The 23,801-nt window shown below is 50.3% G+C and carries 24 protein-coding genes and 1 pseudogene; 12 read left to right on the top strand and 13 right to left on the bottom strand.

The window, feature by feature from the left end; all coding sequences use genetic code 11:
- Nucleotides 1-4 precede the first annotated feature (4 nt).
- The 3 genes from O6P33_RS01370 to glmS all read left to right on the top strand — a co-directional run bounded on the left by O6P33_RS01370 (nt 5) and on the right by glmS (nt 4,368).
- Nucleotides 5-1,015 (top strand): aspartate carbamoyltransferase catalytic subunit, encoded by a 1,011-nt coding sequence (locus tag O6P33_RS01370; RefSeq protein WP_269818467.1) that lies wholly within the window; start codon nt 5-7, stop codon nt 1,013-1,015.
- Nucleotides 1,015-2,289 carry a dihydroorotase gene (locus O6P33_RS01375; RefSeq protein WP_269818468.1) on the top strand — a complete coding sequence of 425 codons (1,275 nt, stop codon included), beginning with the start codon at nt 1,015-1,017 and terminating at the stop codon, nt 2,287-2,289. The genes O6P33_RS01370 and O6P33_RS01375 overlap by 1 nt, the downstream gene beginning before the upstream one ends.
- A gap of 243 nt (nt 2,290-2,532) precedes the next feature.
- Nucleotides 2,533-4,368 carry a glutamine--fructose-6-phosphate transaminase (isomerizing) gene (gene glmS, locus O6P33_RS01380; protein WP_269818469.1) on the top strand — a complete coding sequence of 612 codons (1,836 nt, stop codon included), beginning with the start codon at nt 2,533-2,535 and terminating at the stop codon, nt 4,366-4,368.
- Between the two features lie 281 nt (nt 4,369-4,649).
- Here the strand turns inward: glmS and arsC are convergent, their stop codons facing one another.
- From arsC to O6P33_RS01400, 4 genes are read right to left on the bottom strand one after another with little or no spacing between them, the layout of a single operon-like run.
- Nucleotides 4,650-5,078: an arsenate reductase (glutaredoxin) gene (arsC, locus tag O6P33_RS01385; protein ID WP_269818470.1), complete on the bottom strand. Its 429-nt coding sequence runs from the start codon at nt 5,076-5,078 to the stop codon at nt 4,650-4,652.
- A 10-nt stretch (nt 5,079-5,088) separates the two neighbouring features.
- Nucleotides 5,089-6,180 (bottom strand): ACR3 family arsenite efflux transporter, encoded by a 1,092-nt coding sequence (gene arsB / locus O6P33_RS01390; protein WP_269818471.1) that lies wholly within the window; start codon nt 6,178-6,180, stop codon nt 5,089-5,091.
- Between the two features lie 10 nt (nt 6,181-6,190).
- Nucleotides 6,191-6,907, bottom strand: coding sequence for an arsenical resistance protein ArsH (arsH, locus tag O6P33_RS01395; RefSeq protein WP_269818472.1), 717 nt, complete (start codon nt 6,905-6,907; stop codon nt 6,191-6,193).
- Nucleotides 6,894-7,253 (bottom strand): metalloregulator ArsR/SmtB family transcription factor, encoded by a 360-nt coding sequence (locus tag O6P33_RS01400; protein ID WP_269818473.1) that lies wholly within the window; start codon nt 7,251-7,253, stop codon nt 6,894-6,896. The genes arsH and O6P33_RS01400 overlap by 14 nt, the downstream gene beginning before the upstream one ends.
- A gap of 168 nt (nt 7,254-7,421) precedes the next feature.
- Here O6P33_RS01400 and O6P33_RS01405 point away from each other — a divergent pair.
- Nucleotides 7,422-7,622: pseudogene (locus O6P33_RS01405) on the top strand (sodium-independent anion transporter); the annotation flags it as partial.
- A 68-nt stretch (nt 7,623-7,690) separates the two neighbouring features.
- Here O6P33_RS01405 and O6P33_RS01410 read toward each other — a convergent pair.
- The 4 genes from O6P33_RS01410 to O6P33_RS01425 are packed head-to-tail and all read right to left on the bottom strand — an operon-like array spanning nt 7,691 to nt 8,975.
- Nucleotides 7,691-8,212 carry a cytochrome b gene (locus O6P33_RS01410; RefSeq protein WP_269818474.1) on the bottom strand — a complete coding sequence of 174 codons (522 nt, stop codon included), beginning with the start codon at nt 8,210-8,212 and terminating at the stop codon, nt 7,691-7,693.
- A gap of 33 nt (nt 8,213-8,245) precedes the next feature.
- Nucleotides 8,246-8,545 (bottom strand): DUF2218 domain-containing protein, encoded by a 300-nt coding sequence (locus tag O6P33_RS01415; protein WP_269818475.1) that lies wholly within the window; start codon nt 8,543-8,545, stop codon nt 8,246-8,248.
- A gap of 27 nt (nt 8,546-8,572) precedes the next feature.
- Entirely contained in the window at nt 8,573-8,860 is a 288-nt protein-coding gene (locus O6P33_RS01420; RefSeq protein ID WP_269818476.1) for a hypothetical protein, read from the bottom strand.
- Nucleotides 8,829-8,975, bottom strand: coding sequence for an SDR family NAD(P)-dependent oxidoreductase (locus tag O6P33_RS01425; protein ID WP_420094951.1), 147 nt, complete (start codon nt 8,973-8,975; stop codon nt 8,829-8,831). The genes O6P33_RS01420 and O6P33_RS01425 overlap by 32 nt, the downstream gene beginning before the upstream one ends.
- A 123-nt stretch (nt 8,976-9,098) precedes the next feature.
- On the opposite strand from O6P33_RS01425, the gene O6P33_RS01430 reads away from it, so the two are divergent.
- The gene (locus tag O6P33_RS01430) at nt 9,099-9,998 is read left to right on the top strand and encodes a LysR family transcriptional regulator (protein WP_269818477.1); all 900 of its coding nucleotides are present in this window, start codon (nt 9,099-9,101) and stop codon (nt 9,996-9,998) included.
- Nucleotides 9,999-10,126: 128 nt separating this feature from the next.
- On the opposite strand, the gene O6P33_RS01435 is transcribed toward O6P33_RS01430, so the two are convergent.
- A complete protein-coding gene (locus tag O6P33_RS01435) occupies nt 10,127-10,660 on the bottom strand; it encodes a hypothetical protein (protein ID WP_269818478.1) in 534 nt (177 codons plus the stop codon).
- Between the two features lie 230 nt (nt 10,661-10,890).
- Here O6P33_RS01435 and O6P33_RS01440 point away from each other — a divergent pair, with 230 nt between their 5' ends.
- Nucleotides 10,891-11,547 carry a class I SAM-dependent methyltransferase gene (locus tag O6P33_RS01440; RefSeq protein ID WP_269818479.1) on the top strand — a complete coding sequence of 219 codons (657 nt, stop codon included), beginning with the start codon at nt 10,891-10,893 and terminating at the stop codon, nt 11,545-11,547.
- 80 nt (nt 11,548-11,627) lie between these two features.
- Here O6P33_RS01440 and O6P33_RS01445 read toward each other — a convergent pair whose 3' ends face one another.
- A complete protein-coding gene (locus O6P33_RS01445; RefSeq protein ID WP_269818480.1) occupies nt 11,628-12,041 on the bottom strand; it encodes a hypothetical protein in 414 nt (137 codons plus the stop codon).
- Nucleotides 12,042-12,425: 384 nt separating this feature from the next.
- Between O6P33_RS01445 and O6P33_RS01450 the strand changes: the two genes are divergently transcribed.
- The 5 genes from O6P33_RS01450 to O6P33_RS01470 all read left to right on the top strand — a co-directional run bounded on the left by O6P33_RS01450 (nt 12,426) and on the right by O6P33_RS01470 (nt 18,502).
- Nucleotides 12,426-14,024 carry a tetrathionate reductase family octaheme c-type cytochrome gene (locus O6P33_RS01450; RefSeq protein WP_269818481.1) on the top strand — a complete coding sequence of 533 codons (1,599 nt, stop codon included), beginning with the start codon at nt 12,426-12,428 and terminating at the stop codon, nt 14,022-14,024.
- On the top strand, nt 14,021-14,659 hold the full coding sequence (locus O6P33_RS01455; RefSeq protein ID WP_269818482.1) for a cytochrome b/b6 domain-containing protein: 639 nt from the start codon (nt 14,021-14,023) through the stop codon (nt 14,657-14,659). The genes O6P33_RS01450 and O6P33_RS01455 overlap by 4 nt, the downstream gene beginning before the upstream one ends.
- A 131-nt stretch (nt 14,660-14,790) precedes the next feature.
- Complete coding sequence (locus O6P33_RS01460) at nt 14,791-17,256, top strand: heavy metal translocating P-type ATPase (RefSeq protein ID WP_269818483.1); 2,466 nt, start codon at nt 14,791-14,793, stop codon at nt 17,254-17,256.
- A gap of 2 nt (nt 17,257-17,258) precedes the next feature.
- A complete protein-coding gene (gene cueR / locus O6P33_RS01465; protein WP_269819440.1) occupies nt 17,259-17,675 on the top strand; it encodes a Cu(I)-responsive transcriptional regulator in 417 nt (138 codons plus the stop codon).
- A gap of 386 nt (nt 17,676-18,061) precedes the next feature.
- Complete coding sequence (locus O6P33_RS01470) at nt 18,062-18,502, top strand: DUF411 domain-containing protein (protein WP_269818484.1); 441 nt, start codon at nt 18,062-18,064, stop codon at nt 18,500-18,502.
- A gap of 130 nt (nt 18,503-18,632) precedes the next feature.
- Here the strand turns inward: O6P33_RS01470 and O6P33_RS01475 are convergent, their stop codons facing one another.
- A complete protein-coding gene (locus O6P33_RS01475) occupies nt 18,633-19,109 on the bottom strand; it encodes a flavodoxin family protein (RefSeq protein WP_269818485.1) in 477 nt (158 codons plus the stop codon).
- A 364-nt stretch (nt 19,110-19,473) separates the two neighbouring features.
- Here O6P33_RS01475 and O6P33_RS01480 point away from each other — a divergent pair, with 364 nt between their 5' ends.
- Entirely contained in the window at nt 19,474-19,761 is a 288-nt protein-coding gene (locus O6P33_RS01480; protein ID WP_269818486.1) for a DUF2782 domain-containing protein, read from the top strand.
- 142 nt (nt 19,762-19,903) lie between these two features.
- Here the strand turns inward: O6P33_RS01480 and O6P33_RS01485 are convergent, their stop codons facing one another.
- Both O6P33_RS01485 and O6P33_RS01490 read right to left on the bottom strand, forming a co-directional pair.
- A complete protein-coding gene (locus tag O6P33_RS01485; RefSeq protein WP_269818487.1) occupies nt 19,904-22,021 on the bottom strand; it encodes a BCCT family transporter in 2,118 nt (705 codons plus the stop codon).
- 299 nt (nt 22,022-22,320) lie between these two features.
- On the bottom strand, nt 22,321-23,781 hold the full coding sequence (locus O6P33_RS01490; RefSeq protein WP_269818488.1) for a protein adenylyltransferase SelO: 1,461 nt from the start codon (nt 23,779-23,781) through the stop codon (nt 22,321-22,323).
- Nucleotides 23,782-23,801 lie beyond the last annotated feature (20 nt).

The following is a 23,801-nucleotide window of genomic DNA, read 5'->3' on the forward strand; positions in this document are numbered from 1 at the left end:
CGCAATGACGCCTCCCTCGCCAAAGTGCCCGTTGCAGCTTAACGACCAAGGTCGTCTGCGCCACTTTTTATCGCTCGACGGCTTATCCCGCAGCATGCTGACTGAAATCCTCGACACCGCTGACTCTTTCCTCGAAGTGGGTGCACGCTCAGTCAAAAAAGTACCTTTAATGCGCGGCATGACCGTCTGCAACGTTTTTTTTGAAAACTCCACCCGCACCCGTACTACCTTTGAATTAGCGGCTAAACGTCTGTCTGCTGACGTAATTACCCTCAACGTATCCACCTCTTCCACCAGCAAAGGTGAAACCCTCACTGATACCCTGCGCACTCTTGAGGCCATGGCCGCTGATATGTTTGTAGTGCGCCATGCCGACTCCGGGGCAACGCACTTTATTGCTGAGCATGTGAGCCCGAATGTGGCGATCATTAACGGCGGGGATGGCCGCCATTCACACCCCACCCAAGGCATGCTGGATATGCTGACCATTCGCCGCCATAAAGGTGACTTTGAAAACCTTAAAGTGGCCATTGTTGGCGATATTCTGCACTCCCGTGTGGCACGCTCCAACATGCTTGCGCTAAAGACCCTGGGCTGCCCAGATATTCGCGTGATCGCACCAAAAACCTTGCTGCCAGTAGGTCTTGAGCAATACGGCGTTAACGTTTATACCGACGTCAATGAAGGCTTAAAAGATGTTGACGTCATCATTATGCTGCGTTTACAGCGTGAGCGTATGCAAGGCGGCCTCTTGCCCAGTGAGGGCGAGTTTTACCGTTTATATGGTTTAAGCGAACAGCGTTTAGCTTTAGCGCACCCAGATGCCATTGTCTTGCACCCAGGTCCAATCAACCGCGGGGTTGAGATTGACTCTCTGGTGGCTGACTGCCCGCGCTCGATGATCCTCAACCAAGTTACTTACGGTATTGCCGTGCGCATGGCGGTATTGTCGATGACCATGAGCGGACAAAATGAACAACGCCAATTGGATGCCGAAAAGCAGGAGTCACTCTAATGCGCATACAGATTAACGGTGCACGTTTAATTGATCCTGCCAGCAAAATGGATCAACAGGCTGATATTTTTATTGATGACGGCAAAATTGTTGCCATTGGTGATATGCCCCGTGGTTTCGTCGCCGAGCAGATGATTGATGGCAATGGTTTAATTGCCGCGCCGGGCTTGGTGGATATTTCTGCCTCCTTGCGCGAGCCTGGCTACGGCCGTAAAGGCAGCATCGCCTCAGAAACCCGTGCCGCTGCCGCTGGTGGCGTGACGAGCCTGTGCTGTACGCCACACACTAAACCGATTTTAGATACACCGGCGGTGGTTGATCTGATTCTCGACAAAGCACGGGATGAAGGCTCGGCGAAAGTCTTCCCGTTGGGTGCTTTTAGCCAAGGTTTAGCAGGCGAGCAACTGGCAGAGCTATTCACCCTGCGTAAGGCTGGCTGTGTCGCGTTCAGTAATGGTTTAACACCTTTTGCCAGCAACCGTGTGCTGCGCCGCGCTTTGGAATATGCTGCCACTTTTGAACTGACGATCATTTTTCATCCGCAAGATGCCGATCTGGCCGAAGGCGGCATCGCCCATGAAGGCCCAGTGGCCACCTTCCGTGGTTTAGCAGGTATTCCTGAAACTGCTGAAACCGTCGCTTTATCCCGTGACCTGCTCTTAGTTGAGCAAACTGGAGTACGCGCCCACTTTAGCCAAATCACCACCGCACGCGGTGCCCGTCTGATTGCTAAAGCGCAAGCACGTGGCCTTAAGGTCACTGCGGATGTGGCCATGTATCAACTGATTTTAACTGAAGATGCCTTAATGGATTTCTCCAGCTTCTATCACGTATTACCACCATTGCGCTCATTAGCTGACCGTGAAGGCTTGCGTGAAGCAGTGAAGAGCGGAGTAATCAGTGCTATTGCCAGTCACCACCAGCCCCATGAGGCTGATGCTAAGCTAGATCCGTTTGCCGCAACCGAACCCGGGATCAGTAGCATTGAATTATTGCTGCCATTGGCGATGAGCTTGGTGGAAGAAGGGGTGTTCGACCTACCCACGGCCTTAGAGCGCTTAACCACAGGCCCAGCAGCTGCATTGAAGCTCAAAGCTGGACGCCTATCGGTGGGTGCCGCAGCTGATATCGTGCTGTTTGATCCACAAGGACAAACAGTAGTGGGCGAGAACTGGTTCTCCAAAGGCACAAACTGCCCATTTATGGGGCATGTGCTGCCGGGAGCGGTACGCTACACCTTATTAAATGGGCGCATCACCCATAAAAACCTGTAAAACCCAAGTCAGTCGCGGCGCCCCTCCCGCCGCGACTTCCTCCGTAGAATCAAGCATCTATGCTCGACAACTCCCCCCTAGCAAAACACATAGTCGAGCTTAAAAGGCCAGCTTATATTTCATCGCACCTGGCTCAACAAAAATATTACAAACACCCTAAACCTGTGCAAAAATATGGCACTGCGTCGACCATCAATAATCGACTTACAGAGGCATAAGCTCAGTCAGTCAACGGAGGTTTTTATGTGCGGCATTGTTGGCGCCATCGCTGAACGCAACGTCAGCGCAATTTTACTGGAAGGCCTCAAGCGCCTTGAGTACCGCGGCTATGACAGCGCAGGTATAGCGGTTTACACACAACAACAGCAACTGCAGCGCGTGCGCCGCACCGGTAAAGTTGCAGAACTTGCACAAGCCTTACAAACCGAACCACTCAACGGCCAAATCGGCATCGCACATACCCGTTGGGCCACCCACGGTGTACCCAGCGAAGCCAATGCCCACCCGCATTTCTCCAGCACAGAGTTGGCAGTCGTACACAACGGCATCATTGAAAACTATCAAGAACTACGCAGCGAGCTGCAAGCACAGGGTTATGTTTTCACTTCACAGACTGACACCGAAACCATCGTCCACCTGCTGCATCATTTGCAAAAAACCCAGCATGATTTACTCGATGCTTTGCGCATTGCCGTCACTCAATTACACGGTGCCTATGGCCTGGCATTAATCAGCGCCAAGCAACCTGATCGCATTTTCGCCGCCCGCAGCGGCAGTCCACTGGTGATTGGTTTAGGCATTGGCGAGAACTTTTTGGCCTCTGATCCGCTGGCCTTGCGGCAAGTTACCGACCGTTTTATCTACCTTGAAGAAGGTGATATTGCCGTGATTGAGCGTGACAAATTGCAGATTTGGGATGAGCAAAACAAACCAGTCCAGCGCGATGCAGTGCAGTATCTTGACCAAGCGGAAAGCGCTGAGAAAGGCAGCTACCGCCACTTTATGCTCAAAGAAATCTACGAACAGCCGCAAGCCGTGCAACGCACTTTAGAAGACCGCTTAGCCGCTGATCATGTCTTACCCGCAGCCTTTGGCCCCGACGCCAGCACGCTGTTTGCTAAAGTAAAAAAAATCCAGATTGTCGCCTGCGGCACCAGCTATCACGCTGGCATGGTCGCGCGTTATTGGTTAGAAGGCCTGACCAACACCCCGTGCCAAGTCGAAGTCGCCAGTGAGTTCCGTTACCGCCATGTCGCGGTGCAGCCCGACACTTTGTTCGTCACCATTTCCCAGTCCGGCGAAACCGCTGACACCCTCGCCGCCTTACGTCACCGTCAAGACAACGCCTACTTGGCCAGTTTGACCATTTGTAACGTCGGCACCAGTTCATTGGTACGCGAATCTGATTTGGCCCTGCTAACCCGCGCCGGCCCTGAGATTGGCGTGGCCTCGACCAAAGCCTTCAGCACGCAATTGGTCGGCTTATTGCTCCTCACCTTAGCCATCGGTCGTGCACGGCACACACTGGCGCCAGCGCAAGAGCGCGAGATTGTGGATGCCCTGCGCACGCTATCGGCCAAGCTCAATGACGCCCTCGCCATCAGCGCGACGATTGAAGCCAAAGCTCAGCTCTTTGCCGAGAAAAACCATGCGCTGTTTTTAGGCCGTGGTGAGCAATTCCCAGTGGCCTTAGAAGGCGCGCTGAAGCTCAAAGAGATTTCCTATATTCACGCTGAAGCCTACCCAGCTGGCGAGCTCAAACACGGCCCATTGGCACTGGTTGACAGCGATATGCCCGTGGTCACGGTTGCGCCCAACAACGCGCTACTGGAAAAGCTCAAATCCAATCTGCAAGAAGTCAGCGCCCGTGGTGGTCAGCTGTTAGTGTTTGCTGATCGTGAAGCGCATTTGAGTGAAGATGAGCAAACCCAAGTGGTGAACATGCCGAGCATCCATCCCGTACTGGCACCGATTCTCTACACCATTCCGCTGCAATTGCTGTCGTACTATGTGGCGGTATTGAAAGGTACAGACGTTGATCAGCCAAGAAACCTGGCCAAAAGCGTCACCGTTGAATAAGCCGGTCACAAGGTAGGCTTTGATGTGTGGCATGACAATAAAGTCGGTATGGGCTTGCCACAACCTCATAGGGGGCTACTATTTTTTAATAAAAAATTCGCAACTCTCGCTCATTCAAAATCAAAAGGGTCAATTACTTCAACTTGAAGCGTTGCCAGTTGACACTCAATATGTTGCTTACAGGATAAAGCCACACGCTTACCAAGCCGAGCGGGGGCTGGCGGGGTACTTTGTCGAACACTTCCTAAAAAATAAGTGTGTTCATCTGATTGAACCTTAAACTATGGGACTGGGCTGGTACGTGTGCCGTCTATATTGAGTATTTGCTCACCATCTTCTTTGTAGTAAGAGCCCTTTGGCCAGCTCTCAAGCAAATCGAGCACCACTTCGCTGGGTCGACAAAGCTTTACACCTTGAGGGCTGCAAACAATCGGGCGATTGACCAATATGGGGTGCTGTATCATCGCCTCAAGAATCTCCTGATCAGAGACAGTATCGGCCAGCAATCCCAGCTCGGCGGCAGGTGATTTAGTGGTTCGCAGTGCTTGTTTAGGGGTTAAATTGGCGGCCGCAAATAACCCAAGTAACTGCGCGCCTGTCCAGCCGTCTTTTAGGTACTCAATGACTATCGGTGAGTAGCCAGCGTCCTGGATAATTTTAAGTGCATTACGTGAAGTGCCGCATTCGGGATTGTGATAAATAACCAGCATAATGTGTCCTTTAAGAGGCTTGCTCTGCTACGGCAGAAGCTGGAAAATGGTGACGCGTTTTATTGGCAAAACGCACCAGCGCGAGCATTAAAGGAACCTCAACTAACACCCCAACGACAGTGGCTAATGCCGCTCCCGATTGCAGACCAAATAGAGCAATAGCAACCGCCACCGCTAACTCAAAAAAGTTACTGGCCGCAATCATACCGGCAGGCGCTGCGATTGTGTGGGGCACACGCCATGCTTTGGCCCAACCGTAAGCAATAGCAAACACTAATACTGTTTGGAGAATCAGCGGGATTGCAATCAGTACAATATGCAGCGGATTAGCAATGATCACATCGCCTTGAAACGCAAATAACAGCACTAAAGTTACGATCAATCCAACAGGTGTAATCGAAGCGACCCGCTTCAGGAACACATCGTTAAACCACGCCAGCCCTCGGCGCGTGATAACCCTGTTGCGCACCCAATAACCCGCTGCTAGGGGGATAACGATATACAGCAGCACCGACAACAACACTGTATCCCATGGCACTTGAATGTTAGAGATACCCAGTAGTAAAACCACAATAGGGGCAAAGGCAACCAGCATAATCAAGTCATTTACAGCGACCTGTACTAAAGTGTAGGCCGCATCACCACGGGTTAAATAGCTCCACACAAACACCATCGCCGTGCAGGGTGCTGCCCCTAATAAGATTGCCCCGGCTAAGTATTCGTTAGCAGTGGCGGCCGGCAGCAATGGCTTGAAAACCACCATAAAGAAAAACCAAGCGACTGCAAACATCGTAAAAGGTTTGATCAGCCAGTTTACGCTCGTGGTAATCACCAATCCTTTGGGTTGCTTGCCTACATTTTTAATCGAGCTAAAGTCGACTTGTAACATCATTGGGAAAATCATTGCCCAAATCAGTACAGCCACTGGTATGGATACTTGAGCATACTCAAAGCGCGATAAGGTTTGAGGAATCACAGGCGCAAACTGACCTAGCAACACCCCCGCAACAATGGCTAAAGCCACCCAAAGCGTTAGGTAGCGACCAAATAAGCCCATGCCTTCAGAGGCGCTGGGAGCATTTCCTGATTGAGTTGTTGTCATCAAAGCATCCTTATATTGAGCGCTGATTGACGCGTTGACTGAGCTCTTCTGCACTCTCTACACGTTCTGAATAACGATCAGTCAGGTAAGGTGCATTGTTGCGCAATAGCAAAGTGAACTTCACCAGCTCCTCCATAACATCAACAATGCGGTTGTAGTAAGGCGAGGGTTTCATACGATTATTTTCATCGAACTCAAGATAGGCTTTGGCAACCGAGGATTGATTTGGGATGGTAAACATCCGCATCCAGCGACCCAATACACGGAGCTGATTGACCACATTAAAAGATTGAGAACCGCCACACACCTGCATAACAGCTAAGGTTTTCCCTTGTGTGGGGCGCACAGCACCGAGGCTAAGTGGTATCCAGTCGATTTGGCTTTTGAAAATGCCTGTCATCGCACCATGCCGTTCCGGTGAGCACCAGACTTGACCTTCCGACCACACCATTAAATCACGTAATTCTTGCACCTTTGGATGCGATTCATCTGCAGTGTCAGGCTGCGGTAAACCTTCAGGATTAAAAATACGCACCTCGGCGCCCATGTGTTTGAGCAATCTTGCGCTTTCTTCAACAACCAAACGACTGAGTGAACGCTGACGCAATGAGCCGTATAACAGCAAAATACGCGGTGGATGACTAGAGTCTAGGTTAGAAAAATGTTCCTGGTGAGGCACGCTAATCTGCTCAGTAATAAGGTTTTCTAACTGATTATTTGTCTGCATTGTTATTGCTCTCGTTATCGCAAGCATTGCGGCTATGAATACTGTCAAACAGAGCTATTGCATCGGCAAATAGCGCTGGATTATTTTCAATTGAGCAAGTGATGACCTTGAGTGCCCAATTCGGCAAGTCAGCAGAAAAGCGGTAATACACCCACTTTCCGCGTCGCTCACTTTGCAAAATTCCACACTTGCGTAATTGCGCTAAATATTGCGACACCTTTGGTTGCTCTTGATTTAGTGCAACCTGGATCTCACACACACACGCCTCCCCCGCTCTTTGGATCAAGCCAAGGCAGGTGAGCCTATTAAGGTCTGAAAGGCATTTTAAGAACTGAATCAAATCCACTGAAATACCCCGCAGGTGCAATACATTAAGAATTTAACATATTAAAATAATTGCATACCAAGAATGGGGTGTCAATAATGAAAGTGCCGACTACAAAACCCATGACCAATTCATCTGAGCTTTATTACTGGCTCTTTAGTCAATATGAGCAGTTGACCGGCATAGGCATCGGTGATGACAGCAACGATTGCGGATGATTTAACAGAAACTGACCGTGATAAAAGCTGTGTGTGTAAAGATCAAGGTATCGCCAACATTGACGCAAGATTAATGGGCGCTATGGCAGGCTGCACTATGATTGGGCAATCGATAATCAATATTAAATTAAGCAGTAAAGGGCGTTTATCTGCCTTTTCTGCTGGAGTTTTTTATTTTAGGTGAGTAATAGTCCATGCGCTGGTCACTTTTTCAGTGCCAGCGCCCAGTGCAGCACGGCGTTACAGCATACGCCTCAGCACACCATCCTTTTTCACAAAGTGATGCAACAGAGCAATACCCGCATGACCTAACACCAGAATAAGCAGCGACCAAGCGATCAGCGAGTGCGCACTGCCAAGGGTGGCCAACCAGCCTATTTCAGTACTACCGCGAGCAATCAGACCTAGCCCAAAGGGGTTCCAGCCATAACCATTACCGATCATGATCATCAAGCCGGTAATCGGCAGCAGAAGCATACCGAGGTAGAGCAATCCGTGACCCGCTTTGACTAAAAACGCGGTACTGGGCTCCTGCTCTGGGCGATTATTTTTTTGCGTAGCGGCCCAGATCAAACGTAGCACAATCAGCACCAATAACAGCGAGCCAATAGAGACATGCCAAGGCACAATAGTCTCACCAAGCCAATGCTCACCATCATTAATGCGATCGAAAAACTTCATAAACTGCCAGATAATCAGCAGCGCCATACCCCAGTGAAAAACCCGGGTAATACTACCGTAACGCTCTTTTGAATCATGCATGTTCTGCTCCTATCACTCTATCTATTGGTTTTATTACGCTTGCTGCCAATCAATAACCAGCTCCTCCATGCTGGCCATACGGCGCAGATGATCGGCGACGACCTGTTGCAACTGCGAGATGTGTTCGGCATCACTGTGCAATTGCACCTGCAGTATGTCTGTACAACGCATGTGGCAGAGACCCAGTGGCAGCTCAATACTGCAGTGTTGCTCAGCCAGCTCAACCGCAAACTTATGTCCCCAGTGTTTGCACAAGCGTGTCATCAATCGCTGCGGATGTAGCGTGTGGATTGCAGCAATAGATATCTGGGTTGGGGATTGTTTATTCGTCATATTTTGTATCTCCGATAACTCTGGCTATCAGCCGAAGCGAAAGGCTGAAATAGTGGTTTTCATGACTTGTGCTGAAAAGATTTTCTGTCCTTCGGCTTGGTAACCGGCCTCCGCAGCGACCATATGCGGAATCAGATGCTCTTCAGTCCTCAGCGGATGGCACTGACGAGCTTGAGGAGCCTGCTGCCAGTGACTCAACAACGGCTCACATGTCTGTGCTGAGCTTATCACCACAGCAGTCAACCATTGATCAAATTCATCCCAAATGGCAGAGAAGCGGCTGTCACTGTAGCCGCGTATGTTGTCGCTGATCACGTCCAACCACCGTTACCTGTGCGCCCGCCTTGGCTAGCTCAATGGCAATCGCCAAGCCAATACCGCCAGTAGCACCGGTCACGATGACTGTTTTACCGGAAAGATCAATATTCATGTGGTCATTTCTCTACGTAAATTGTGTGCATAATCAGCAGTATAGGTTTCACCTATAACGGTGAGAACCCGTTAAAATGAACCAATACTTCATACTAATAGTAGGTAATCTAGGGTGATCTGAATGGATCGTATAACCAGTATGCGGGTATTTGTTCGTGCGGCCGGCGCTGGCAGCCTCTCCGCTGCAGCCCGTCACTTGGGCATGTCACCGGCGATGGCGACCAAGCATGTGAATGCTCTGGAAGCCCGATTAGGGGTGAAGCTGCTGCATCGCACCACCAGGCGCCTAAGCCTGACCGAAGCAGGCAGCAATTATCTGGAAGCCTGTCAGCGTATTTTGCCGGAGATTGATGAAGCCGAAGCCGCAGTAGCCTCGCAACGGATCAAAGCCACTGGCCTATTACGGATGAATGTGCCGCTGTCTTTCGGCACCCGTTTCATTGCACCACTGATCGCAGAATTCAGCCATCGACATCCCGAGGTGAAGGTTGAGCTGGGGTTGAGCGATGCTCAACTGGATCTGCTCGCTGGTGGTTGGGACTTAGCCGTCCGTATTGGTCATCTGGTGGATAGCCCGCTGCAAAGTCGACGGCTGGGCGACTGTAAAATGTTGGTGTGCGCGTCTGCGGATTATCTGGAGCAGCGCGGTGTGCCACGTCAGGTTGGCGATCTAGCCCAGCACAATTGTCTGAGTTATACCCTGTCAGCCAAGCAGGACAGTCAACACTGGGCATTCGGCAGTCAGGGCGAGTTACGCGTGCCGATCACTGGAGACCTAGTCGCCAATAATGGCGATGCGCTGCTCGCCGCAGCGGTAGCCGGCCAAGGTATTATCTATCAGCCGCATTTCATTGTGGCCGAGGCAGTGGCGCAGGGACAGCTGGTGGTTCTAGAACTCGACAAACCGCTGGTCGAACTAGGGGGTATTCACCTGCTTTACCCTGCAGATCGGCGGCCACCGGCTAAGGTGCGCGTCATGCTTGATTATCTGCTAGAAGCATTTACCAACACACCACCCTAATGACAATGCCCGCTAAACGTGACAAGAGCTATCTGCAAGAGCCTGCAAAATTACCCAGGCATTCAATGTGCTTTCGTCATGCAATAGCCTTATCAATGTCATGCTTAGCGTACACATTTGTTATCAACTTAACGTAACAACTGCAAAATCTGCTCAGTGTGCTTTTGATCTTGGGTCGCCATAACCAGTTTGCCATCCGTCATTGGCTCGCTGATACCGGAGATCCCGATCATCTGTCCAGCGGCGCCGAACAAGAAGAAATGCCCCTGAGCTTTGCCAGTGATTTCAGCCAGCTTTTTACTGCCTTGTTCAGTCATGTCAAACACAAGAAAAGTTTCACCTTCCTGAGAAGTCACCGCAGTCACGCCCTCCATGTCGGCACGATTGAGCACTGGGTGGGGTAAAGCATAGAGTTTTTTATCTTCGCCTAAATCCACCACCAATAATTCTGGCCCAGCCTTTAGCTGTGCTAAATGCACAGTAATCATGATGTCTTCAGCATGCTGTTCGGCACGTGTTGGTGCGCGCTCAGCAGACGCGGTCGTGTTTTCTTGAGCGTTAGCGCCCACAGCTGTTGGTTTAGTGCTCTGCCCCTGACAGCCCACTAAAAACATTAAGCCTAAAGCTACAGCAGATAACTTTAGTGATGTGCTATTCAACATAATCTCTCCTTGGGCGATCAAGCATAACCCGAACTGTCGCTTATGATTGACGAGCTATACTCGCTAATAGCAGAGTCTTGCACGGTTATCTCCACTCTTAGTTTAGGTCTAAAACAGCAAAATAGTTCATTGCCGCAGTCTCTCTAGGCTGACTTTATCTTTGTTCGGCGCTGGCAACAATGTTGTTTAGCGTTAAAATAACAGAACCCTTGGTAACCGCGGACTTTACAGTGCCAAACCCTCTGATTAAGCAACTCAACAGTGCCTTACAAAGCCGCGTTACTGATGCACAATTAATTGCCAGTGCGCTGCCAGATTTACCTCTGCAGTTGTGGCTCATTGACCCCAGCACCATGCAGCGTCCCTTTAGCCCAGCAGAAACTCAACGCCTGCTCGATGAACCGCCCTACTGGTGTTTTTGCTGGGCCAGTGGCTTGGCTTTAGCGCAGTGGATTTTGAACCACCCAGAGCAAGTAGCGGACAAACGGATAATTGATGTAGGGGCAGGTAGCGGCATTGTCGCCTTAGCGGCAAAACTGGCCGGCGCTAAGACTGCTGTGGCCTGTGATCTTGACCCTATTGCGCTACAAGCCTGTCGTGCCAATGCTGCTTTGAATCGACTAGAACTGAGTTACAGCAATGACTTATTTAGCGAGTCGGCTGGCTACGATGTGCTGTTTGCCGCAGATGTACTCTACGACGCGGCTAACTTACCTTTGCTCGAACGTTTTCCTGATTTCGCTCAGCACACTATTATTGCCGACTCTAGGCAGCGTAATTTTCAGCACCCGCTGTTTAGCAAAAGCCAAACTCTGTACGCAGAAACACTGCCTGACTTGGCTGAACCAGAAGAGTTTCGCCAAGTCAGCTTATATCAACAGCAATGACCATTGGACTGTCACGCGCGTCACAAGCAGCAGGCGCAAGAACACTGCTATTTATTCCTGCCTAACAAAGCTAAAACAAGTTAAAAAGTAAAGACCTTACGCTTAGGATCGCGCAGCAACTGCGCCATCTGTGCCGGCTGCGCAACGCTAACTCCCTCGCGCAAATCCTCTTCTTGATACTTGCTGTTCGGCAGGTACAGCGCACACACAGCCACGTAAGCGCCAGCTGCAATAATCTGCTGCAACACGCCTTCAGGCTTCATGCCTTTTGGTGCTAAAGCCTCAGCACTTTGATAACTCGCAACGGCTAACTCAGCGGCGCTATCACACAGCAAGATGCTCAATTGCACTCCTTGCTCCTGCATCGCACGGGACAGCACCACAGCCATACCCTGAGTTTGCAATGCGCCACTGGTAATAATAACCACCGCCTGCTCTGGTTCTACATCGGCCAGTTGCGCAACGTTTGGATCTGTTAATAACGATTCAGACATGATTTTACTCCTGACGAAACACCCTTGTGCTGTGAACAATAATAGTGCGCATTAATTGCGCTGTAATAACAGCCCTATTCAGCCAATAACTTAATCAACTCCTTGCCCAACAATCTACAGCCTCAGCCAAGACAGTCCTAGTTAATGAAAAACGGGCTTAAACAAGAAGCTTTATAACTATATATCATGATATATTAAGTTCAGTAATATTTTTATCCGAACCTTAGTAAGCAGCCCACGAGGTGTTTGCCAGCATAGACTGCACGGCCCGACAGGCCCCAAGCTATGCTTAGGTAGCGCCGTTCTCTTGTCTAATACAAGCTAGAACGGCGCGCTAAGTAGGACAGTTTGATCGACCAATGGGTCAAGGGAGGCTCTATGGGGATGCAATTTACACCTCAAACACTGCGGCAAATGGTCACTGCGATCATGGTGCTGATGCTGACATCGATGTCAGTTATGGCAGTGGAGCGCACATCGCCTTCGACCGCCGATCACAGTCAATTTAAAGCTTTGCAAGGGCCTTTTCAGTCTGGCCCGGAAGTCACCGCAGCTTGCTTGAGCTGCCACACCGAGGCATCTAAGCAGCTGCAAAAAACCACCCACTGGACGCTAGAATACCCACATCCAGAAACTGGGCAGATGCTTGGTAAACGCCATGTTATCAATAGCTTTTGTGGCACTGTAGCTTCTAACGAGCCTTTCTGCACCAGCTGCCATACTGGTTATGGCTGGGATGATATGCGCCAGCCCGCTCCGACCAGTGAAACTGCAGTAGACTGTCTCATCTGTCATGACACCACCGGCGGCTATAAAAAATCGCCCACCGGTGCCGGCCACCCTATTTATGAGTATGTCGATCCAGTTGATAAATCCATCACCCGCAAAACCGACCTGTCGCATATTGCTAAGAGCATCGGTGCCACCAGCAGTCAAAACTGCGGCAGCTGCCACTTTTACGGTGGCGGTGGTGATGGTGTAAAACACGGCGACTTAGACTCATCTTTACTCACTGCACCGCGCAGCCTTGATGTGCATATGTCCAAAGACGGGGCCAATTTTGCCTGTGCCGATTGCCATACCACCTCGGCGCACAGCGTTACCGGCAGCCGTTACTTAACCAATGCCCGCGACACTATGGGGGTTGATGTACCCAGCCATACTGACAACACCCGCGCGTCTTGTGAGTCTTGTCATGGCTCCGCGCCGCACGCTAAACCCAAGTTAAATCAACACGTCGCGCAAGTGGCCTGTCAAACCTGCCATATTCCTGAATTTGCCCGTGGTGGCGTTGCCACTAAAACTTGGTGGGACTGGTCCACGGCTGGACAACTGGACAAGGATGGTAAGCCGCAAACTATCCGTGATGAAGATGGTAATTTGGCTTACTTGAGCACCAAAGGGACTTTCCGCCACGGTGAAAACGTTGTACCTGAATACCGTTGGTTTGATGGTGTTAGCCGCTATGTGTTGCGTGAAGAGCAGATTGATGCAACCCAAGCACCATTGGATCTAAACCAAATTAATGGCAGTCACGCCAACCCTGATTCGCGCATCTGGCCATTTAAAATCATGGCAGGTAAGCAGCCCTACGATACAGTGCACAAGCATTTGCTAGTCAACCATGTCTACAGTCCCGATGATGATACCGCGCTGTGGACTAACTTTGACTGGGCTAAATCACTACAGGCGGGTACTGATTATGCTGGGCAAGAATACAGCGGTGAGTTCGATTTTGTTGAAACCCGCATGCATTGGCCAATTGCCCATATGGTCGCGCCAGCTGCAGATGCTTTGGCCTGTGGCTCCTGCCATGCCCGTGACGGTCGTTTAGCGGCCTTAACTGATTTCTATATGCCAGGCCGCGATCGCAATATTTGGCTGGACCGTACTGGTTGGGCGATTGTTCTGTTAACCCTGCTGGGTGTTTTGGCCCACGCTGCCGGTCGCATCATCGCTAGCCATAGGAGAAAAAATCAATGAAACGGACTATGATTTTTAAACGCTTTGAACGTTTCTGGCACTGGAGCCAAGCAGCATTAATTTTCTTTTTAATGTTCACCGGCTTTGAAATTCACGGCAGTTACCATGTGCTGGGCTTTGGTAAAGCAGCGCAACTGCATGAATATGCCGCTTACGCCTTGATGGGTTTATGGGTGCTAGCCATTTTCTGGCACCTCACCACCGGCGAATGGAAACAGTATATTCCCACCACTGATAAGCTCGGCGCGGTGGTGCATTACTACTTAGTTGGCACCTTTACCGGTGCTGAGCACCCCTATCGCGCGACCACCCAAGCCAAGCATAACCCGCTGCAACGCTTAGCTTACCTAGGCTTTAAGTTGATTATTTCTCCGGCAATTTGGATCTCCGGCTTGCTCTACCTGTTCTACAGTGACTGGGCAAACTTAGGCTGGCCAATCAATCTTGAAGAGGTGGCTTTAGTCCATACTGCTGCAGCTTTCGCCATGCTGATTTTTATTATTGCCCACGTATATATGACCACCCTCGGTAAAACCATCTTTAGCATGATCAAACCGATGATCACCGGCTACGAAGATATGCCCGCTGAGAAAGCTGACAAAATAAACCCTAGGTCGGCTATTTATAAGCGGTAATAACCACTGCAAAATACCCTGGTCGGCCTGCAAAGGTCGACCTGCAAAAACTCTACCAGCCACACCTTGACCTTCACCTCGTGGTAAGCTTTATCGTACAAACTGTACTTAAATAGCGGTGGGTGATGATTATGGCGACCTTACAGACTCTACAAATTCCTGTACGAGGCATGACCTGTGCTGGATGTGCCGGACGTGTTGAGCGTGGGCTGTTAAAAGTGCCCGGTGTTGAGCAAGCAGTGATCAATTTAGTCACCAATGAAGCCATTGTGCATCTCAACCAGCCGGTGGCGTTAACAGACTTAGTTGCAGCAGTGGAAGCCAGCGGCTACCAAGTTCCCCTACATGGTTTTGATTTCGCCGTTAGCGGCATGAACTGTGGCTCCTGTGTGGCGCGTATTGAAAAAGCCCTCGCGCAAAGCCCCATTGCCATCAGTTACCAAGTCAATCTGTCCACCAAGCAAGCCCATGTACAACTACTGGCCGGTGAAGACCCAGAGCTGATCAGTCAGTGGCTCACCGAGCACAACTACCCAGCCCAAGTGCTGGCAGACAATCAGCGTAAAGCCGATGACCTCAATACCCGCCAAGAAGCTGAACAGAGCAAACTGAAAAAGCAACTGAAGTACGCCTTCTTATTTGCCACACCGCTGTTTATTTTAGAAATGGGCGCGCATTTTATCCCGCCGTTTCATGATTTTTTACAACGCACCTTTAACACCCAGCACCTGTGGTATGTGCAAGCGATTTTGGCCGCGCTGGTGCTATTTGGCCCCGGCCGCGAAATTTTGATTATGGGCTGGCACGGTTTACGCCGCTTGGCTCCTGATATGAACTCACTGGTAGCACTGGGTACGCTGGCGGCTTTTGGCTACTCGATGATTGCCACCTTTGTACCGCAAATCCTCCCAGCACAAACAGTTAACGTCTACTTTGAAGCCTCGGCGGTGATTATTGCGCTGATATTGCTCGGCCGTTATTTAGAAGCCCGCGCCAAAGGCAATGCCTCGGATGCGATTAAACGCTTAATTAACTTGCAGCCCCGTGAAGCGCGGGTGCTGGTGGATGGCAAAAGTATTGATAAGCCGGTGGCAGAAATCCGCCCTGGTGAAATCTTAGAAATCCGCCCCGGTGAACGCATTGCTCTGGATGGCATGGTGGTTTCCGGTAACAGCTTTGTTGATGAGTCGATGCTCACCGGCGAACCTGTACCGGTGGAAAAAACCACCGAGGCCAAGGTGATTGGCGGTACGGTCAACCAAGCCGGTAGCTTGCAAGTGCAAGTTGAACAAGTGGGTGCCAATACCGTACTGGCGCATATTATTCGTTTGGTGGAGCAAGCCCAAGGCAGCAAATTACCGATTCAAGGCTTGGTTGATCGCATTACCTTATGGTTTGTCCCAGCGGTGATGGTTGCCGCCCTGCTGACCTTTATTATGTGGATGATTTTCGCGCCAGCACCTGCCATTAGCTTGGCGTTGGTCAATGCCGTAGCAGTGTTAATTATCGCCTGTCCGTGCGCCATGGGCCTGGCCACCCCCACCTCAATTATGGTGGGTACCGGCCGGGCTGCGCAGCTGGGGATTTTGTTCCGCCAAGGCCAAGCCTTACAGGAGTTAAAAGACGTTAAGGTTATCGCGGTGGATAAAACCGGTACGTTAACCGAAGGAAAGCCTCAGCTAACTGACTTTACGGTGACTGACGGCCAGCAAGAAGATGCAGTGCTCGCAGTGGTAGCCGCCGTTGAACAGCAATCTGAACACCCCATTGCACTGGCTATCGTGCAAGCCGCTGAACAACGTGAACTGCAGATTCCAGCCATCAGTGAGTTTCAGTCCATTACCGGCATGGGGGTGCAAGCCACAGTGGATGGCAAGCTGGTGCAGATTGGTGCAGACCGTTTTATGGACAGTTTAGGCTGTAGCGTTGCTGAGTTCTCCGCGCAAGCCCAACAGTTGGGTGAACAAGGTAAGTCCCCTATGTATGCGGCCATTGATGGTCAGCTTGCGGTAATGATGGCAGTCAGTGACCCGATTAAATCCAGCAGTAAAGCTGCCATTGACCATCTGCACCAGCAAGGCCTACAAGTAGCCATGATTACCGGTGACAACCAACACACTGCTAATGCCATTGCTAAGCAGTTAGGCATTGACCATGTGGTGGCGCAAGTGCTGCCGGAAGCCAAAGTTGAAGCAGTCAAAGCACTGCAAGAACAATACGGCAAAGTGGCCTATGTGGGTGATGGCATTAATGATGCGCCAGCACTGGCCGCCGCCGAAGTAGGCATTGCCATTGGGACAGGTACTGATATTGCTATCGACGCCGCGGATGTGGTGCTGATGTCAGGGCACTTAACCGGGGTGATCAATGCGCTGGCCTTATCCAAAGCCACCTTGCGCAATATCAGCCAAAACTTGTTCTGGGCCTTTGCGTATAATATTGCTTTAATTCCAGTGGCAGCTGGGATTCTCTATCCTTTTAATGGCACCCTACTCTCGCCGGTTTTGGCCGCTACTGCCATGGCTCTGTCCAGCGTATTTGTGGTGACCAACGCCTTGCGCTTGCGCAGCTTTAAAGCACCTTTAGAGGCCATATAATGATGAACATCGGTGAGGCTGCAGCAGCCTCTGGCATTAGCCGGAAAATGATTCGTTACTACGAAGAAACCGGCTTATTAGCGCCAGCACCACGCACCAGTGCCGGTTACCGTCTTTACAATGACAATTGCGTGCAACAGTTGAGCTTTATTAAACGTGCGCGTGATTTAGGTTTTTCTTTAGAGCGGATTAAAACTCTGCTGGATTTATGGCAGAATACTGACCGACAAAGTGCTGATGTGAAAGCCTTAGCGCAGCAATATATGGTCGAACTGGATCAAGACATTATGCATTTGCAAAGCATGCGCCAGCAGCTCGCGGAATTGGTTAATCAGTGCCACGGTGATGCCCAGTCTGCCTGCTCCATCCTTGATGGTTTAGCGCAAACAGATAGCACAGCACTCGCGAGTAAAGCTTAAATGCAGCATTGCTCAAAGCAGAGCTATGCGCACCTCTACGCAGTGCTTTTGGCGCTATGTTTAGTTTTGGCCGCACTGCAGTCGGCTTTTGCACATCACTCTTCTACTCCAGCACCCAGCGCCATGCAGGCAGATATACACAGCCAGCATGGGGACAACTCGCAGACCACAGTGAGCTGTGACACGGATTGCGCTGGGACTGTGTATCACTGCTGTTTGTATGCACTGTGCGCCAGTCAGCCGCTAATGTTTCCAAGCCCAAGCGTCGCACAGCACAGCTTGCTGCCGTCTTTGTTCAGTTCCAGAGCAATCGCTCCGCTGACGAAACCACCTAAGAGCACTTCGAGTTGATTAATTTAGCCTTTTTTTAATTTCGGAGTACCAGCATGAAAAACTTATTCAGCCGCGCCATCGCTGTCAGCGCATTGAGCTTATTGACCAGTCAAGTATTTGCCGCACCTTTGGCTGCCACCTTACATAAAGACCCCAACTGCGGTTGCTGCGTGGAGTATGCCCACTACTTGGAAGAGAACGGTTTTAAGGTGGACATGATTGATCACGCCAACATCAATCAAGTCAAGCAACACTTAGGCACCGACCAAGCCGCCAGTTGCCATACAGTAGAAATTGCAGGCTATGTGGTGGAAGGTCACGTGCCGGTCGCCGCCATTGATAAATTACTGGCCGAGCAGCCGGATATCAAAGGCCTTGCCCTGCCCGGTATGCCGTATAACTCACCGGGTATGGGCCCTGAGAAAAAAGGCAGCTTGCAAGTACTGGAGTTGGATAACCAAGGCAAACCAACTGGGGTGTATATCACCCTGTAACAGCTGCGCAGCATGGCCCTGTGTGTCGTCTATGGATGGGCGACACACAGACGGGCAAAGCCCATTGATAAGCTAAAAAGTTACTTACGATGCAGCACCCGACAGCAAAGACTCAAGCCGCTGCAGCGTATTAAAAAATTCCGGCATCAAGACCAGCGGCCATGCCCATACCCAGCTCTTCGCACTGCTCTATAAAAGTCTCATCCCAAGCCCCTTTACACAGCAGCGGCTCTTGCACTTGCTGCCAGCGCAAGCCAGTCAAAATAGTTTTAAGTGCACGTAAAGTACCAGTGCCATCATGGCCAGCACGCACCACTAGGGCGCAAGCCAGACCTTGCTTTTCTTCTAATACCGGATAGTAAGTACGATCAAAGAAATCCTTCAGCGCCCCACTCATATAGGCCAGATTTTCTGGAGTCATTAGAATAATTGCATCCGCAGCTAGCACCTCATCAGCGCCTGCCTCTAGAGGCTTAACCACACGCACCTCGACATGCTCAATATCTTCATGCTGCGCACCACGCACAATGGCGTCTAACATACGCTGCAAGTTCGGCGATGGCGCATGGGCCACGATTAATAATTGTTTGGCGGCTAACTGGGTCATAGCATTCTCCTTGAGCAAGCACTGCTAATGGACGGTCAATTCACTATACCTGATTAATCTGCGGTAATTTTACCCGACAGAAAAACCGCTCTCAGCACCGTTCAGCGCTAAAAAACCTATAACGCCTAAGACCAAAACCTCAGTAGCTTTCTAAACAAAGGTTACCGCTCGCATGACAAGGAGCGGCGTGACAATGCCTCGCCAATTAAGGCACACAGCCAATCAACTTACTGCACTGTGTGAGCAATGACGCTTGATCGATACTCAGTATTTACCCAAATTACAATCTCCTTAACACCCCTTGCCGCGCTCTTGCTAGACTAGAGTCATTACCACGCCACTTCTGTCAAAAAGGATCAAGACTATGCGTACTACTTTAAAACGCTTAACCTTAGCCAGTGTTTTAATCAGCTGCCCACTGCTGAGCTTTGCTGAAGAGCCAGTAACTGGCGAGCCCGATGTCACCATTGTGCAAAAAGGTGATAGAACCGTTGAGGAATACCGTTTGAATGGCTTTCTATATGCAGTAAAAGTCACGCCCAAAGTCGGCAAGCCTTACTTTTTAGTACGGGCTGATGGCAGTGATGGCAACTTCATCCGTGCTGACAAACCAGAAATGCGCATCCCCGCATGGGAAATTTTCAGCTGGTAAAACACCACGCATAAAAAAGGGCAGTCCTGACGATCAGTGCTGCACTTTTTATTACTGCATTGTCATACTCAGCAGCGCAAGGGTGCAATGCAACCACCCTTGCCAGCTCAACGCTGAGCCAACCTAGCGCTCAGCCCAAAGCTTATAGCGGCTTACCTAATATCTCGGCAGCAGGTGCTGGCGACAGTCCATCTTTATCACCAATTTCACCTTGCCCAACCAAGTCATCATCATGCTCTTCCATTTTCCATGGCAAGATGCCCGGTGAGATATGCAAGAAGTGCAGGTACTTTTCAAACTGGTCAAGAATATCAGTAATAATATCTTGCTCATCGTAACCGTACACATCATAAGCCTGACCACCACGGCGTAAAAACACCTCGGCACGGTAGTAATGCTCATCATCGTTATTGCCACTGGTCTCAGGGAAAGTGAAGTCAGGCATGGCATAGGAGCGCAAGCGCACTTCATAAACGAACTCCAACTTACCCTCTTGAAACACTTGGAATTGAGCACGCAAGTTCTGCTCATCAAAACTCACCTCAGCAACCCAGCCTTTTTCCTCCAGCTCCTGCTCCACTTTTTCCATGCCATGGATACAGGTTGTACGGATAAAGCTTTCCACTGCATCACGGTCAGGGAAATCCACCAAGTTAGCCAAGCGCTTCTTCCAAAAACCAGGACCCGACTTATAGCCGCCCGGTGTGGACTGCATATGCTGGCTCAAGCTCACTTCTTGGTGCCCCTCAATAATCAAGGCCCGCCACATGCCCACCACAGCAATGAGCATAATAATTGCAAAGGGTAAGGCGCTCACGATACTGGCGGTTTGCAACGCACCTAAGCCGCCAGCCAACAGCAATACTGCGGCTACTACCCCTTCCATTGAGGCCCAGAACATCCGCTGCCAAACCGGCGTATGCAGCACACCACCGGAGGCCAGTGAATCAATTACTATGGAACCTGAGTCGGATGAAGTAACAAAGAAGGTGATGATCAGCAATACCGTCATAAACGAGACAAACGAACTGAACGGTAAGTGCTCCAGCAACTTAAATAAAGCAACCGCATGATCCGCCTGGACTTGCTCAATCAACTCGGTGTAACCATCCACCATAATCAGGTGCAATGCTGTATCGCCAAACACGGAGAACCATAAGAAGGTAAAGATAGTCGGCACCAGCATGACACCCACCACAAACTGACGGATAGTCCGGCCACGGCTGATTTTGGCAATAAATAAGCCAACAAAAGGCGCCCAAGCGATAGTCCAGCCGAAGATAAATAGCGTCCAGTTACTAATCCAATCACTGCCTGAGTACGCCTGCAGGCTGAAGGTACGTTCAACAATATTACTCAAATAGCTACCGGTATTTTCCATAAAGGTATTGAGAATAAAAATTGTCGGCCCAACCGCAAAAACAAAGACCATTAACGATACCGCCAAGGCAATGTTGAGCATGGATAAACGCTTTACGCCTTTGTCCATACCGGCCACCACCGACAAAGTGGCCAAGCCAGTAATCGCCACAATGGCAATAATTTGTACAGTGGTACTGACCGGGATCGAGGGCCACAAGTAGTTAAGGCCGGCGTTAATCTGTGCTACGGACAAGCCCAAAGAGGTCGCAATCCCAAACATGGTGCCTAAGATGGCGAAGGTATCTACGGTGTGACCAATGGGGCCGTGGATTTTTTCCCCAATCAGGGGATACAAAGTCGAGCGCATGGAAAGCGGTAAACCATGGCGAAACGCAAAATACGCCAAGGTTAAGCCCACTAAACCGTAGATCGCCCAAATATGGAAACCCCAGTGGAAAAAGGATATTTGCATCGCTTGCTTAGCAGCATCAATGGTTAATGCTGAACCGGTTGGCGGTGATGCGTAATGCAAGACCGGCTCAGCGACGCCGAAAAACAGCAAAGCGATACCGTAGCCCGCGGAGAAGAGCATGGCGAACCAAGCTAAGAAGCTATATTCAGGCTCAGCATGGTCCGGCCCCAGCTTAATATTGCCCCAACTACTAAACGCCACTGAGACAATAAAAACTAAAAAAATTGCCACAGCCAGCATGTAGAACCAACCAAAGGTGGTGGTGACATAGGCTAAAACATCGGAAAATAAAGCCCCAGCTCTATCTGGGTTACTCATGGTGCCAATCACCATCAGTGCGATAACCAGTACCGCTGGGATAAATACCGGCATCAGCACGGTAGAGGTTCGAGACGACTTATCTGTGGTCGTTTTATCTGAGGTCATAGCAAAAGCTCCTGCATGCTTGCTCAATTTAGGCGCCAATCGTAGTCAGCTTGAAACGCATTTACCGTTAATTTCAGGCAGAAAACCCTGCAATTAATAGCGCACACGCACTTACACAACCGCCTACCTTCGCACAGTAAAAATAGCCGTGCAATGCAACTTGGCTTTAAATCCCCAAATAAACGGCAAAAATCGGCAATTATACCGATAACAACAGACAGGCATCTTGCACCTCAGCACTCAAAGTATTGCGGTAAACAATCCAGACTTTGGGCTGCTTATACGCAGTCTTGGCTAGGTTACGATGAGCAACTAATGGGCAGGTGCTTACCCCATTGCGGCGGACGCTGGGCATAGTTTTCACAGTCTGGCTGCTCAGTAAAAGGATCGCTAAGCACCTGATGCAGTTTATGCAACAAGCCGTAATTGCCATCTTCTGCCTCATCAATGGCCAACTGAATCAAATAGTTGCGCAGCATATACAGTGGATTCACTGCATGCATCTGGGTGCGGCGCTGTGCTTGACTGCGGGTGTCTGTACTGCAGCGCAGCAAAAACTCATCCACCCACTCAGCAAAAGCGGCTTGATTGGCAAACTCAGAGCGCATCGTGGCCAACGCCGCAGCTGCAGGCTGCTCACCTAAGCGGCGGAAGAACAATGTGTAATCCACAGCACTGTGATCCATCTGTACTAAGAGCTTGTCAATCAACAACGCATCACCTGCATCTGCACCAAGCAAGCCTAAGCGGGCGCGCATGGCAGTTAAATAAGCCTGTTGCTGTATGTCAGCATAGCCATCAAGAATTTCTTGTAAGCGCTCAATGGCGACATAACGGGTTAGGGTTTCGGCAAAAGCCGTGAGATTCCAATAACCGATACTGACCTGCTGATTAAAAGCATAACGGCCATGGTGATCAGAATGATTACAAATATGCGCCTGTTGAAAATCATCCAAAAAAGCATAGGGGCCAAAATCAAAGGTCAAACCTAAAATCGACATATTGTCAGTGTTGAGCACACCATGGCAAAAACCATAAGCTTGCCACTGCGCAATGGTGTGCGCCGTACGTTTAACCACTGCTTGCAACAATGCAGCCAGTGGCTCAGCAGCAGTTAAACACTCAGGGTATAAGTCCTTCAGCACGTGCTCGTGTAACTGTTCTAGCTCGGCGTACTGTTTGTTGTAATAAAAATACTCAAAATGCCCAAAACGAATATGACTGGGAGCCAAGCGAATTAACATCGCTGCGGTTTCTCGATGCTCACGCCACACGGTTGTATCAGAGTCAGTCACACAGAGTGCTCGCGAAGTGGCAATACCCAGCGTGTGTAAATACTCACTGGCTAAAAACTCACGGATGCTACTGCGCAATACTGCGCGGCCATCGCCACTGCGAGAAAAGGGCGTCAGACCTGCCCCTTTTAGATGCACATCCCAATACTCACCAGCGTTATTGAGTACCTCAGCCAGCAACAGTCCACGACCATCACCTAAACGCGGGGTATAGCCGCCAAATTGGTGCCCAGCATAAACCATGGCCCGCGGCGTCACCTCTGGCCAATGCCAAGCACCGCTGGCCAGTTGCAATAAGCGTGGATCACTTGCGGTTTCTGCCGGCAAATCCAGCAACGCTAAAGCGTCAGCGCTGCAAATCACCATCTTCGCCTGCTCCACAGCAGTGGGTTCAACAGCGGCAGAAAATGCATCACCTAAGCGCGCAAAACGCCCAGCAAATTCGAGGGTGTCTAGGCTTTTCATGGGATAGGCACTCCGGCACG

Source organism: Denitrificimonas caeni (genome assembly GCF_027498055.1).
Classification (GTDB): Bacteria; Pseudomonadota; Gammaproteobacteria; order Pseudomonadales; family Pseudomonadaceae; genus Denitrificimonas.

What these genes read in the sequence shown, in the direction of transcription:
- arsH (WP_269818472.1), bottom strand. Translation starts at nt 6,907, where the DNA reads ATGCAGACAAATAATCAGTTAGAAAACCTTATTACTGAGCAGATTAGC.
- cueR (WP_269819440.1), top strand. Translation starts at nt 17,259, where the DNA reads ATGAACATCGGTGAGGCTGCAGCAGCCTCTGGCATTAGCCGGAAAATG.
- O6P33_RS01485 (WP_269818487.1), bottom strand. Translation starts at nt 22,021, where the DNA reads ATGACCTCAGATAAAACGACCACAGATAAGTCGTCTCGAACCTCTACC.
- O6P33_RS01370 (WP_269818467.1), top strand. Translation starts at nt 5, where the DNA reads ATGACGCCTCCCTCGCCAAAGTGCCCGTTGCAGCTTAACGACCAAGGT.
- O6P33_RS01455 (WP_269818482.1), top strand. Translation starts at nt 14,021, where the DNA reads ATGAAACGGACTATGATTTTTAAACGCTTTGAACGTTTCTGGCACTGG.
- O6P33_RS01375 (WP_269818468.1), top strand. Translation starts at nt 1,015, where the DNA reads ATGCGCATACAGATTAACGGTGCACGTTTAATTGATCCTGCCAGCAAA.
- O6P33_RS01450 (WP_269818481.1), top strand. Translation starts at nt 12,426, where the DNA reads ATGCAATTTACACCTCAAACACTGCGGCAAATGGTCACTGCGATCATG.
- arsC (WP_269818470.1), bottom strand. Translation starts at nt 5,078, where the DNA reads ATGCTGGTTATTTATCACAATCCCGAATGCGGCACTTCACGTAATGCA.
- O6P33_RS01425 (WP_420094951.1), bottom strand. Translation starts at nt 8,975, where the DNA reads ATGAATATTGATCTTTCCGGTAAAACAGTCATCGTGACCGGTGCTACT.
- O6P33_RS01490 (WP_269818488.1), bottom strand. Translation starts at nt 23,781, where the DNA reads ATGAAAAGCCTAGACACCCTCGAATTTGCTGGGCGTTTTGCGCGCTTA.
- O6P33_RS01480 (WP_269818486.1), top strand. Translation starts at nt 19,474, where the DNA reads ATGCGTACTACTTTAAAACGCTTAACCTTAGCCAGTGTTTTAATCAGC.
- O6P33_RS01435 (WP_269818478.1), bottom strand. Translation starts at nt 10,660, where the DNA reads ATGTTGAATAGCACATCACTAAAGTTATCTGCTGTAGCTTTAGGCTTA.
- O6P33_RS01430 (WP_269818477.1), top strand. Translation starts at nt 9,099, where the DNA reads ATGGATCGTATAACCAGTATGCGGGTATTTGTTCGTGCGGCCGGCGCT.
- O6P33_RS01415 (WP_269818475.1), bottom strand. Translation starts at nt 8,545, where the DNA reads ATGACGAATAAACAATCCCCAACCCAGATATCTATTGCTGCAATCCAC.
- O6P33_RS01410 (WP_269818474.1), bottom strand. Translation starts at nt 8,212, where the DNA reads ATGCATGATTCAAAAGAGCGTTACGGTAGTATTACCCGGGTTTTTCAC.
- arsB (WP_269818471.1), bottom strand. Translation starts at nt 6,180, where the DNA reads ATGACAACAACTCAATCAGGAAATGCTCCCAGCGCCTCTGAAGGCATG.
- O6P33_RS01445 (WP_269818480.1), bottom strand. Translation starts at nt 12,041, where the DNA reads ATGTCTGAATCGTTATTAACAGATCCAAACGTTGCGCAACTGGCCGAT.
- O6P33_RS01470 (WP_269818484.1), top strand. Translation starts at nt 18,062, where the DNA reads ATGAAAAACTTATTCAGCCGCGCCATCGCTGTCAGCGCATTGAGCTTA.
- O6P33_RS01460 (WP_269818483.1), top strand. Translation starts at nt 14,791, where the DNA reads ATGGCGACCTTACAGACTCTACAAATTCCTGTACGAGGCATGACCTGT.
- O6P33_RS01475 (WP_269818485.1), bottom strand. Translation starts at nt 19,109, where the DNA reads ATGACCCAGTTAGCCGCCAAACAATTATTAATCGTGGCCCATGCGCCA.
- glmS (WP_269818469.1), top strand. Translation starts at nt 2,533, where the DNA reads ATGTGCGGCATTGTTGGCGCCATCGCTGAACGCAACGTCAGCGCAATT.